Origin of the sequence: Pelagibacterium limicola (genome assembly GCF_015694405.1) — a bacterium.
GTDB classification, from domain to species: Bacteria; Pseudomonadota; Alphaproteobacteria; order Rhizobiales; family Devosiaceae; genus Pelagibacterium; species Pelagibacterium limicola.
Map to the genome: position 1 here is coordinate 164,030 of NZ_JADQDB010000001.1, position 12,401 is coordinate 176,430.

General features: G+C 61.0%; 9 protein-coding genes. 4 read left to right on the forward strand and 5 right to left on the reverse strand.

From position 1 onward, the window contains the following. Positions 1 to 4 precede the first annotated feature (4 nt). From I2G20_RS00805 to I2G20_RS17175, 5 genes are all read right to left on the reverse strand, one after another. Positions 5 to 1,714: a peptidoglycan D,D-transpeptidase FtsI family protein gene (locus tag I2G20_RS00805; protein WP_246472714.1), complete on the reverse strand. Its 1,710-nt coding sequence runs from the start codon at positions 1,712 to 1,714 to the stop codon at positions 5 to 7. Beyond that, positions 1,711 to 2,100: a cell division protein FtsL gene (gene ftsL / locus I2G20_RS00810; RefSeq protein ID WP_196257778.1), complete on the reverse strand. Its 390-nt coding sequence runs from the start codon at positions 2,098 to 2,100 to the stop codon at positions 1,711 to 1,713. The genes I2G20_RS00805 and ftsL overlap by 4 nt, the downstream gene beginning before the upstream one ends. After that, positions 2,097 to 3,092: a 16S rRNA (cytosine(1402)-N(4))-methyltransferase RsmH gene (rsmH, locus tag I2G20_RS00815; RefSeq protein WP_196257779.1), complete on the reverse strand. Its 996-nt coding sequence runs from the start codon at positions 3,090 to 3,092 to the stop codon at positions 2,097 to 2,099. The genes ftsL and rsmH overlap by 4 nt, the downstream gene beginning before the upstream one ends. 217 nt (positions 3,093 to 3,309) lie before the next feature. After that, positions 3,310 to 4,704, reverse strand: coding sequence for a polygalacturonase PglB (pglB, locus tag I2G20_RS00820; protein WP_196257780.1), 1,395 nt, complete (start codon positions 4,702 to 4,704; stop codon positions 3,310 to 3,312). Between the two features lie 122 nt (positions 4,705 to 4,826). Continuing rightward, positions 4,827 to 5,042, reverse strand: a complete 216-nt coding sequence (locus tag I2G20_RS17175) for a hypothetical protein (protein WP_246472716.1) — start codon at positions 5,040 to 5,042, stop codon at positions 4,827 to 4,829. On the opposite strand from I2G20_RS17175, the gene I2G20_RS00825 reads away from it, so the two are divergent. The 4 genes from I2G20_RS00825 (at position 5,025) to I2G20_RS00840 (ending at position 12,400) form a co-directional block, all read left to right on the forward strand. Further along, positions 5,025 to 8,012, forward strand: coding sequence for an alpha-mannosidase (locus I2G20_RS00825; RefSeq protein WP_246472718.1), 2,988 nt, complete (start codon positions 5,025 to 5,027; stop codon positions 8,010 to 8,012). The two genes, I2G20_RS17175 and I2G20_RS00825, sit on opposite strands and share 18 nt — an antisense overlap. Continuing rightward, the gene (locus I2G20_RS00830) at positions 8,012 to 9,049 is read left to right on the forward strand and encodes a LacI family DNA-binding transcriptional regulator (RefSeq protein WP_196257782.1); all 1,038 of its coding nucleotides are present in this window, start codon (positions 8,012 to 8,014) and stop codon (positions 9,047 to 9,049) included. Before I2G20_RS00825 ends, I2G20_RS00830 begins: the two co-directional genes overlap by 1 nt. 323 nt (positions 9,050 to 9,372) lie before the next feature. Next, positions 9,373 to 11,277, forward strand: a complete 1,905-nt coding sequence (locus I2G20_RS00835) for an ABC transporter substrate-binding protein (RefSeq protein WP_196257783.1) — start codon at positions 9,373 to 9,375, stop codon at positions 11,275 to 11,277. 136 nt (positions 11,278 to 11,413) lie between these two features. Beyond that, positions 11,414 to 12,400, forward strand: coding sequence for an ABC transporter permease (locus I2G20_RS00840; protein ID WP_196257784.1), 987 nt, complete (start codon positions 11,414 to 11,416; stop codon positions 12,398 to 12,400). Position 12,401 lies beyond the last annotated feature (1 nt).

Consider the following 12,401-nt stretch of genomic DNA (forward strand, 5'->3'; position numbering starts at 1 on the left):
GTCCTCAGAATCGGAGTTCCGGCGGCACAAGCGCGGTATCGAGATTTGGATCGCTATTGGGACGCACGCCAAGCATCGGCGCGACGCGTGCCACAATACGCCCGGAGGTTTCGCCCGCATTCCAGCCAGCGGTCCGGCCCGACTGTGGGTTTTCCGCCTCGGGTTCGTCGATGAGAATGAACATCGCATAGCGGGGGTTGTCGAGCGGAAACGCGGAGGCGAAAAAGTTCGTGACCTTCGCGCTCGAATACCGGCCATTGATGACCTTTTCCGCGGTGCCTGTCTTGCCACCCCAACGATAGCCTTGGGCAATGCGGTTGCCGCGGCTGCCCGAGCCTTCGAGCGCATTGAGACGCATGAGATACCGGATTTGCGCGCTCGTCCGGGGCGAAATCACCTGCTGCGCGAGCGCCATGGCCTCTTCTTCGCTGCGCTCGAACAGCGTGGCCGGTATCAGATGCCCGCCATTGACGAGGGCGGAGGTGGCGGTCAGCATCTGCAACGGCGTGATGCTCAGCCCGTGCCCGAACGATGCCGTCGCCGCGCCAACTTCCGAGAGGTTCGAGGGGATGGCCGAGGTCGTGCGCTCGGGCAGTTCGATCTGCGGCGCGCCCTCAAAGCCCATGCGCGTAATGAAGGCGCGGAAATTGTCCTTGCCCATCGCCTGCATGATGCGGATCGTGCCGATATTGGAGGAATATCGATACACTTCCGGCACCGACAATATCCGGTATTGCCCGCGGTAGTCGGAAATCGAGAAACGGCCGAACCGCATGTCGAACCGCGCGTCGATCCGGTCCGTCAGCGAAATGGCCCCTGCATCGAGCGCCGCCGCAAAGGTGATCGTCTTGAAAGTCGAGCCTGGCTCGAACTTGCCCGCCGTCATCCGGTTGAACCGGCCCTCTTCCAGCATCGTGGCCGGCGCGTTGGGGTCGAAATCGGGAAGCGAGACCATGGCGACGATCTCGCCGGTCCGCACATCCATGATCGCGCCCGCTGCCGCCACCGCATGATAGCGTTCGAGCGCGCCGGAAAGCTCCGTGTGCAGCACGTGCTGTACGCGAAGGTCGAGCGATAGGCTTACCGGCGTCAGTGCGTTGCCGCGCGCCAGTCCGAGTTCCTGCAGCAGGGCCAGATCGTCGTCGTCGAGATGTTTTTCCACCCCGGCGATGCCCACATTATCGATATTGACCGCCCCCATCACATGCGCGGCGACCGTCCCACCGGGATAAAAGCGCTTGCTCTCGGTGAGGAAGTCGAGGCCCGGGATGCCCAACTGCATGATCCGCGCTTCCTGCGCAGGCGTGAGTTCGCGCGCCACCCATACGAAACCCTTGTCGCCGGTCAGCCGCTGCACCAGCCAGTTGCGGTTGAGGTGCGGCAGCACGGAGAGGATCGCATCGGCCGCCTCGTCCACGTCGATGATGCGGCGCGGTTCGGCAAAAAGCGACGGCACCCGGATATCGACCGCCATCTCGATCCCGTTGCGATCAAGGATCGGCGGGCGTGCTGCCTGGATCGCGTCGCGTGTCTGACCTTCGATGTTCGTATCGACCTCGGTATTCCCCAAGGTCACCAGCCGTCCGGCCATGATCGCGAAAATGACCGCCACAAAAAACATCGCCCAACGGATACGCCGCTGGGTAAGATTTCCCCGCGCCTTGCGCGAGCCTTCGATCGAAATTGTCGATTCAGTGCTGGTGTACGCGCTCAAAGAATACCCTCCAGCAACGCTCCGATTGGATCCTCGCCTGCCTCGATGGCCTCGAACAATTTGTCGAGCGCTTCGGTATCGAGCCGCATCTGTGGCCGCATGGGCAAGTCCTCGAACCGGCCAAACTGCTTGGCAGCGGCGACCTGCAGGTTCAGCGCCTCGCTGTGCCGGTCGACAATCGGCTGGATATGCGTGGGCTGATTGAGATAGGCCCAATCCGCCTTGAGGATTGAAAGGTCGGCCTGTTGCCGGGCGATATCTCGCTCGATCGCCCGGATTTCGCTGGCCGTGAGTTCGGCCAGATGTTTCTGCCCATAAACCCCCACCAGCGCCACGGCTGCAAAAATCGCGAGGCAGATGTTGAGCCGGTAAAGAAACGCGTTCATCGCCCGCCCCTGAATCCGGGGACACCGAGACCGGCCGTGTTCACCGGCCGGGCCGCTGCGCCCGTCCGCACCGCGCTTCTGAGCGTCGCGGAACGCGCCCGCGGATTGCGGTCCAATTCTGCGGCGCCGGCTCGTACTGGCTTGCGTACCGGATGCCACCGCGCTTCGGCCCGCTCGGCCATGGGCATATGCCTGCTTTGCGTTCCTGCAGCCTTGTCCGCATCGAAGAACCGCTTGACGATGCGGTCCTCGAGCGAGTGAAACGTCACCACCGCCAGCCGCCCGCCCTCGCCAAGCAGCCGCTCGGCAGCGAAAAGCCCTTCGACCAACTCGTCGAATTCCCGGTTGACCGCAATCCGCAGGGCCTGGAAGGTCCGCGTCGCCGGGTGCGGTCCGCCCGGCTTGCGCCCGATGGTCTTTTCGATGAGATCGGCCAGTGCCTTCGTATCGGTAATCGGCGCGTCGGCGCGCACCGAAACGATGGCCTTGGCGATCCGCCGCGAAGCGCGCTCCTCGCCATAGGCGAAAATCAGGTTCGCCAACGCCGTCTCGTCGAGGGTATTGACCAGATCTGCAGCGCTCGTCCCCTCCATGCTCATCCGCATATCGAGGGGTCCTGCCCGCATGAACGAAAACCCGCGCGTCTCCTGATCGAGTTGCATCGAACTCACGCCGATATCGAGCACCACGCCGTCGATAGCGCCGTCGGCGGCCAATGTGTCGAGTTCGGAAAATCGCCCAGCAACGAACCGGAACCGGTTGGGAAATTCAGCCGAAAGCGTCGAGACGAAAGGGGCAACGGTGGGGTCGCGGTCGATACCGATCACCCGTGCCCCCGCGCCCAGCAATGCCCGCGAATACCCCCCAGCGCCGAATGTGCCATCGAGCACGCATGCCCCGTTAACCGGCCCGAGCGCAGCGAGCACTTCGGCCAAGAGGACTGGATCATGGGGAGGGGTGGGTCCAGAAATGCCCGTTTCACTATCGGCCATCAGGTCCGTTCGACGCGCCCGGCGCTCCTCTGACCGGTTCAGCCGAACCGGGGGATTAGTCACAAAAAAGGAACGAGTTGCTCCACTTTGAGCCAGATTGCACGGCAGGCTTTAAGAATATGTTTCCCACGATGACGCGAAGCGCAAAAGTCGAGCGGGATTTTGGTTTGCGGACATTCGACGATATACCGCTGCCATTGCCTTCGGCAATCGGACGTCAACGGGCGCGCGGCGCACGAGCAAATTGGGGTGTGCCGCGGTCCATGCTTTCGGCGGTCGCGTGGGACACCACCGCCTCCGCACCGTTCCACCCTTCGGGAATCGGAGAAGGGCGCGTGATCGCGACGCGGTCCAAATCCAGGTCCTCGACATTTTGCGCATAAAGGCCAGGCATGCCGTCCGGATAAGGCACCAGCCCTACCACCGCACCGCTTGCATCCTTGACCCAGGCGTTCGCGCGGCCCGAACCCAAGGGTGGTGGCACCAGATCAGCCGGACCGGGACGCAAATCGTAACGGAGCGCGGTGCCGATTCGGCCGGGCTGTTGGGTCAGGGCGATGCGACTGAGCCGCACCTGGTTGATCCGGCCCTTTTGCGGGGCAACCATATTGATTGCCCCCTCTGTCGTACCGGTAATGTCTTCGACAAGAACATTGGTTATTTCACCTGCCGTCTGGTGTGGTTTGCGGTCGACGACATTGATTGTCAGCGCCTCTCCCGAACCCCAGAATCCGTCCGGGGTTTCGCGGCAATCGACCGCAATACGGGAAAAGCGCACATTCGAGATCTTGCCGCCGTCCCGCGAGAAGATGCCTAGCCCGCGATTTGAATTCTCGATCCGGCAGTCCTCGAATACGATATCGTTGAAATCGCCGTGCGTTTCGGTGCCGATCTTGAGTGCGCAGGACCGACTCTCGATGACACTATCAGCGACCCGAACATGGCGGCAGTCTCCGCTTGGCTTCCCGTCCGGCAGGGCTGTCGTCTTGAGGACCACACCATCGTCGGCGGTCCGCAGTTCGACGCCTTCGATGGCGACATTCCGGCACGCATCGACGACGAAACCGTCGGTGTTGGGCATGCGCAGATCGTTGAATACGCGTATGCCGCGCGCCACCACATCGCTGCAGCAGATCGCATGAATGGTCCACATCGGCGACTCTCGTACCGTGAAATCCTCGAGCCGCACCTTGGTGCAGCGATCGAGAACGATGACGCGGGGACGCATGGCGCTGGGAATCCAGGTCCCCATTGCGTCGTCGTTGCCGGCAATAAATGCCGCACCCCCCGCGGCAATGAGGCCTTTCCCGCTGATTCCGATGTCATGGGCACCTTCTGCCAAAATCATTGCCCGGTCGCTGTCTTCCGCCATGATCCTGACGCGGGTTTCCTGGTAGGCTGCGTAGTCCGGAACCGGACGCAGGACGGCGCCTTCATCGATATGGAGCGTCACGCCCGACTTCAGCCTCAGCCCGCGGCACCGGTAAACCCCGGCGCTGAGAACCGCCCTGCCGCCACCGGCCGCACTGAGCGTATCGATAGCGTCCTGAATGCGTGCTGTCGCGTCGGCGCCCCCGCCCTGAAGGGCGATCTCGTTTCCGGCCTGGGTCATGGATAAATCCGAATTGTGCAATAATTTTCATTGCTTATGGAAAGTGTGAATCAACCTAGAGGGAAAATTACCGCCTGTGAAGCTGGCTTGTGTGTGATCTTTCACTGGATGAGCAGCAAAAACTATGAAAAGAATTCAGTGTGGATTATTGCGTCGGTCGGCATGCCGGCGTCGCCGTTCAGCTGTTGAGGGAGCCCATGCGTCGCATCGCCAAAATAGATCACCTTCTGTCCAAACTGGCCGAAAGGATCTTCACGCCCCTTGATGCCGAAGTACCTCTTCTTTTCCGGCGCGCGCGATACGATGACCGAGCCGCCGTCTTGGCGGAAGCGCGCCACGAATGGACACCGGTTGTATCCGATCTCGTCTGGGGCGAACCGGAAAGCTATTTCTGGTTTGCCGGCACGGCGGTCACGCCTCAGCAAGCGGCTGGAAAACGCCTTTCAATGCGCGTCGAGGCGCAGTTCGGGCGCACGATGGGGCGTTCGGACCCTCAATGTCTCGTCCGCATCAATGGCGAGATCGTCCAAGCAACTGATTTCAACCACCGCGAAATCATGCTCTCCGACGACGCGATTGCCGGCGAGACCTTCGAAATCCTGATCGAGGCCGGCACGATCGAGGATCGGCGGCAGATGGGCTTTGCGGTCACGCTCCATATCCATGATCGTCACGCGGAAGAGACATATTATGATCTGCGCGTACCGGTCGACGTCGCCCGGCATCTGCCCGAGGACGATGCACGACGGCACCTGATCCTGAACCAGGTCGACAAGGCCCTTGCAGCCATCGATCTGCGGCCTGGGGACCCGGCCCGCTTTACCTCCAGTCTCGACATCGCGCGGCAATGCGCGTCGGTGATTTACGACACCCCAGACTTCGAGAAAAAACCCACGATTGTCGCCACCGGCCATACTCATATCGACGTGGCCTGGCTGTGGCGGCTCAAGGAGACCCGCCAGAAAATGGCGCGCTCCATGGCGACGGCGCTTCGATTGATGGAGGAGTATCCGGACTACGTTTTCATGTACAATCAGGGTGTCCTGCTCGAGTGGCTGGCGGAAGACTATCCCGAGCTTTTCGCGCGGATAAAGGGTCGCGTGGACGAGGGGCGCTTCGAGATCGAGGGCGCGCTCTGGCTCGAACCGGACGCCAATATCACAAGCGGAGAATCCTTTGTCCGCCATATCCTGCATGGCGTTGCCTACCACGAAGAAACCTTCGGTGTGCGGCCACAAATGGTCTGGCTTCCCGACACATTCGGCTATTCGGCGGCCCTTCCCCAACTCATGACCCTGTCCGGTCTCGACGTGTTCGTCACCCACAAGCTCTCGTGGAACGATACCAACCGCATGCCCTTTGAAACCTTCCATTGGCAGGGCATCGACGGCACCCGTGTCCCGGCCTATTTCCTGACGACCCAGCCCTACGACTCCAGGAGCATCGGCACGACCTACAACCCCGATCTCAAGCCCACCCACGTGATGGGCACATGGCGGCGGCACGGCCAGCAAGCGCTCAATGACGAACTGTTTCTTGTCTATGGTCACGGCGATGGCGGCGGCGGCCCCACGCGCGAAATGCTCGAGAACATTCGCCGCATGGAACGCGGCATTCCCGGTTGCCCCACCGTGCGGCATGAAAAGATGCGGCCGTTTTTCGAGCGTCTGCTTGCGCGCATGAAAGCGGCACCCGCCGATTACCCGACATGGGTCGGCGAACTCTATCTCGAATACCATCGCGGCACGTTGACATCGGTGGCCAAAAACAAGCGTAACAACCGGCTTGCAGAGATCGCCCTGCGCGAACTCGAAACCATTGCCATTCTGGCAAGTCTGCATACCGGGCAAACCTATCCGGCCGAACAGCTGCATCGACTTTGGCGCATCGTGCTGCTCAACCAGTTCCACGACATTCTGCCTGGGTCCTCGATTGGCGGTGTCTATGAGGACAGCGATAACGATTATGCGGCGTTCTTCGGCGAATGCGAACGCCTCACCGCCGCCCTTGCCGCAACCCTCGCGGACAAAGGCTCTCATTTCGTGTTCAACGCGTTAGGTCGGCCAAGAAGTGGCATGATCGCCCTGCCCGGCCACGAGCCGCTGGCAATCGCCGATGGCGAACTGCGGGTCGACACGCAAAAGATTGTCCGGGCCGATGGGACAATTGCGCAGCTTGCGCCTCTTGAGGACGTCCCCGCGCTGGGCGGCCGCGTCATCACTCTGGAGGCTGGCTCTGGCGCGAACGGTAAGGGCGACCTCGGCCTGTCCGCGCGCCATATCGAAAACGCGGTCATCCGCGCCGATTTCGATGCTGCGGGGCGTATCGTTTCGATCCTCGACAAGCGAAACGGCCGCGAGGTGCTCAAGCCCGGGGAAGCCGCCAATCGGCTGCAGGCCTTTCGCGACATGCCGGTCGCCTTCGACGCCTGGGATATCGATGCGGGGTTTGAGGATCAGACCTTCGAAATCGATCAGCTGGTGTCCGCAGAAGTCGTCGAAACCGGCCCCTATCGTGCCGCCATCCGCTTTGAATGGACTTACGAGTCGTCTCGCATCGTGCAGGTTATCTCCCTTGAAGCCGGCGCTGCACAGCTCGAATTCGACACCTTCATCGATTGGCACGAGCGTAATACGCTGGTGAAATCGGCCTTCCCCATCGCGGTGCGCGCCGACGAGATTCGAGCTGAAATCCAGTTCGGGCACGTGCGCCGCCCGACCCACGCCAACACATCCTGGGATCAGGCACGGTTCGAATGCGTGATGCATCGCTGGCTCGACATATCCGAACCCGGTTTCGGCGTCGCTCTGCTCAACGATTGCAAATATGGTTACGACGCAAAGGATACGACTTTGCGGCTCACCCTTTTGCGGTCCCCAACCTATCCATGGCCGCAATCCGATCAGGGCGAGCACCGCTTCCGCTACGGTCTTTTGGTCCACCATGGCACCTTCGAAGGCGAAGGCGTGCATGCGGCGGCTGAAAAGTTCAACCTGCCACTACGGACCTTTGCGGGAGGCGCCGAGACGGCGCAACAGTCCCTGTCGCTTCTTGCCATCGAAGGGCGCGAGGTTGTTGTCGAAAGCGTCAAGAACGCCGAGAGGGGCGATGGCGTTATCGTGCGGCTTTGGGAAACCCGCGGCCAACAGACGCAAATTGCGCTGACCTTGCCGGACGGCTGCGATCCGGTCGAGGAGGTCGACCTGCTTGAACGCCAACCGCGTACCCTGGATGCACCGGATCGCAAGCTGGACCTCGCATTCAAGCCCTTCGAGATCCGCACCCTCAAGCTCGGAGGTATACGCTGATGCGTAGAAAAGTCGGCATAAAGGACGTCTCGCGCGAGGCGGAGGTCGCCATCTCGACGGTTTCGCACGTCCTCAACGGTACTGCACCCATATCGGCTGAAGTGCGCGCCAGGGTCCTCGATGCGGCCCGCCGCATAGGATACCTCGCCGAGCGTCAGGCCAAGGCGACGATCTCAACGCTCAAGACGGTACTGCTCGCCGTACCCGAGGATGCACTGCCGGAAAACGAAACCAATCTCGTCTCATGGACCGTATTGGGTGCACTGTCCCGCGAGTGCGAGCGGCGCGGGGTCAAGCTTGCGCCGCTGGGCGCCAGCGGGACATTGACGGCGCGAAAGGTCCTGGACGCAGCGACTGCTGCCTCTGCAGATGGCATTGTCATCGTCAACGACGACCGGCGCGAACTGCTCCATGGCATTGCCGCCTCGAACATCCCCGCCGTTCTGATCAATGGCGAAGACCAGGAAATGAAGATCGACAGCGTGACGCCTGGCAACCGCTTCGCGGCCCAGATGGCCACCGACTGGCTGATCTCCCGAGGCCATCGCTCCGTCCTCCATCTCACATGGGAAGGCCGGGCTACGATCCGTCGTCGCCAGGATGGCTTTCTCGACGCATTCAAGGCAAACCGGCTGCCCACGAGCGACGCGCACATCCTGCTTGCCGAGGGCTACGAACCGAGGATGGGCAGTGACGCCATTGCCCGATGGCTGGAGGAAAAGGGTGGATTGGGGGGCGTTACCGCGATTTTCTGTGCCGCGGACAATCTCGCGCTCGGCGCCATGCGCGCTCTGCAAGCGGCGGGAATAGCCATACCCGAGGATGTCTCCGTCATGGGCTTTGATGGCATTGCGCTGGGCGAACTGGTCGTCCCCGCGCTGAGCACCGTCAATGTTCCGCTCGACCAGATCGGTCCCGAAGCCCTGCATCTGCTGGAGCAGCGCGTGCTCCTGGGCCCCGAAGAGCGCGCCGCCCATCGGCTCGAACTGGGCTGCAAGCTCGTCATCCGCGACAGCGTCAGCAGCCCGGACGCATAGACACGTCGATCCTGAACGACCCCGTCACGACAACCGCTCCAAATCGGCTGGCCAACCGCGCTGGCAGCAGATGACCTTGATCTACTAATGAAAATTTTTTCTTATTGCATTAAGCCCCAAAAATGCGATTGTGGCTGGAGTGGATCACACATAAAGCCAGAACAACTGGCCATAACAAGAGATGATCTCGCCAAGTCGCGGGAACCGCTTAAGGGGAGGATAAAAAGATTTTCATCACATCATGTAAGGAACAGTCTGCAGGGCGCCCGCAACCTGAGGGGCGTCAGCATGAGAATTCAATCTTTGACAACGGGGCAATCACCATGGGTGCCAAGCGCATACTCCACAGCATCGCGATCGGCCTGACCGCATCGACAGTACTGATCTCGTCTGCATACGCCTTTCAGGAATCGCCAATGCTCGCCGAGCTTGTGCAGGCCGGGCAATTGCCGCCCGTCGAGGAGCGGCTGCCGACCAATCCGACGGTGATTCAGGCCATCGAAGTCGGCCAGCACGGCGGCGTCTGGCATCGCGCCTATAAGGGGCCTGGCGACCGCTGGGGGCCCACCAAGCTCATGGAAGAGCGCGTACTCAAGTGGAGTCAGGGCGACGACGGCTCCCTGAGCTTGGTTCCGGGCTATATCGAATCCTATTCGGTCAATGAGGATTCAACCGAGTTCACCTTCACGCTTCTCGAAGGCCTGAAATGGTCCGATGGCCATCCGGTGACCACCGAGGACGTGAAATTCTGGTACGAGGACGTGTTCCTCAACACCGAAATCGTCCCGACCATTGCATCGACCTTCCGGCCCGGCGGCCAGACCATGGGCCTCAGGATCGAGAACGATCGTACCTTCACGGTGACCTTTGCTCATCCCTACGTCTATTTCCTGCAAATTCTGGCAAAGGATTCGACTGGAGAGCCGAGCCTTGATCGCCCAAGCTTCCTGTTCCCCAAGCACTATCTGAGCCAGTTCAATGACAAATACGCGTCCGAGGAGGAGCTGGCAGCCTTCGCAGAGCAGTACGGCGTGGAAAAATGGCAGAACCTCTGGGGTTCCAGCGGCCCGGTGACGGCTTGGTGGCTCAACCCGGACCTTCCGGTCATCACCGCCTGGCAGATCGAAACGCCGCCTCCGGGCGATACGGTGATGATGGTCCGTAACCCGTACTACTATGCCGTCGACCAGGAAGGTAATCAGCTCCCCTATATCGACCGCATTGCCCACCGGTTGTTCCAGGAGCAGGAAAACTTCAACCTGATGATCGTTCAGGGTCAGATCGACATGCAGATGCGCTACGCCCAGGCTGCCGATTACACCTTCTACCGCGAGAATGAGGAGCGCGGGAACTACCGCGTCGGCTTCGGCATTTCCGCGACCACGTGGTCGCTGTTGCCCAACTACAATACGGAAGACGAGATCCTGCGCGACCTGTTTGAAAACAAGGATTTCCGGCAGGCCCTGAGCATCTCGATCGACCGCGAACTCATCAACGAACTGGCATTCTCGGGATTGGCCGAGGCGCGACAGGTCTCCCCCATCACGGGCTCTCCCTATTTCCGCGAGGATCTCGAACAGTATTGGGCCGACTACGACCCCGATGCTGCCAACGCGTTGCTCGACGGCGTCGGGCTCACCGAGCGAGATGGTTCCGGCTATCGCCTGCGCCCGGACGGACAACGCCTGGCGCTGGTTGTCGAAGCCAACGACAACGCACACTCGTTGGCCCTGGAGTTGATTGCCGACAGTCTGGCTAATGTTGGCATCGAACTCATCCCGCGCATCATCGACCGGACCCAATGGGACCAGAACCGCGACAACAACGCCTTCCAGGTCCAGTATTACCCCTTCGACCAGCTCTCGTTCGTTCCGGCGGAGCCGCGCAAGATGATGGGTGATCGCGGTTACGCGAACCACTACTACACCTGGTACAACACGGGCGGCGCCTCGGGTATCGAACCCGCGGCTGACCATCCGATCCGTGATGTCTGGGCACACTGGGATACCGCATCCACCGCCCATACGCTTGAAGAGGCCGATGCCGCGGTCAACGCCATGATCGAGACCTTCGTCACCGAGGGTTGGGTCATCGGTATCGTCGGGGAACAGCGAGCCCCGGCAATCGTCTCCAACAATTTCCACAACTACCGTGACGGCCTTGTCGAAGACGACGTGACGCGCGGCGTGGGGATCGGCGTTCCCCAGCAGATGTGGTTGAGCAATTAACCTCCTCCCCGGGGGAGTTGGTTCCGGCCGACTTCCCCGGGGGTGCGCCTGACACTCCAGGCTTTCTAACAGGTTCGCATCAATTGCCGTCCGCACCGCGTCCTAGTGGCGGCGCGGGCAACCCATGGGACATAGAATGGCGGGATTTATCTTCAGGCGGATATTGTGGGCCATCCCGACGCTTATCGTCGTGTCGTTCATATCCTTCGTCATCATCCAGCTGCCGCCAGGCGATTACGTGACGGCCTACGCCGCGCAGTTGCGTCACTCGGGCGACTATATCAGCCTCGAACAGGAGGCACTCTTGCGGGCTCAGATGGGCCTCAACGATCCCATGATCGTCCAATACTGGCGCTGGATCACCAATATCGTCTTGTACGGCAATTTCGGCCATTCGCTCGAATGGAACGCCCCGGTGTCGTCCCTCATCTGGGATCGTCTTGGTCTGACCCTGGCGATCTCGACCCTGTCCATGCTTTTCACCTGGGCTATCGCCATTCCAGTGGGCGTCTATGCCGCGACCCGGCAATACTCGGTGCTCGACTACGTCTTCACCATTTTCGGGTTTCTGGGCAAAGGCGTGCCTGACTTTCTTCTTGCGCTCATCCTGATGTGGATGGCCTTTGCCTGGCTCAACATGGACGTCGGCGGCCTGCTATCTCCGCGCTATCAGAATGCGCCCTGGACGATCGACAAGGTCATCAACCTGCTCTCGCACTTATGGATTCCCGTAGTGGTGCTGGCAACAGGCGGTGCTGCAGGCCTGCTGCGCGTCATGCGCGCCAACATGCTCGACGAACTCGGCAAGCCCTATGTCGAAACCGCTTATGCCCAAGGGCTCAGCGAGAGGCAGGTTGTCTGGGGCTATCCCGTGCGCGTCGCGCTCAACCCCTTCATCTCGACGGTGGGATGGGCCCTGCCCGCGCTCTTTTCGGGTGACGTCATCACCGCCGTGGTGCTCAACCTGCCCACGACCGGCCCCCTGCTGCTGCAGGCCCTCAAGATGCAGGATATGTATCTCGCTGGCAGCTTCATTCTCATTCTCAGCGTCTTCACGGTCATCGGGACGCTGATTTCCGACATTCTTCTCGCGTGGTCCGACCCGCGCATCCGCTATTCGTGAG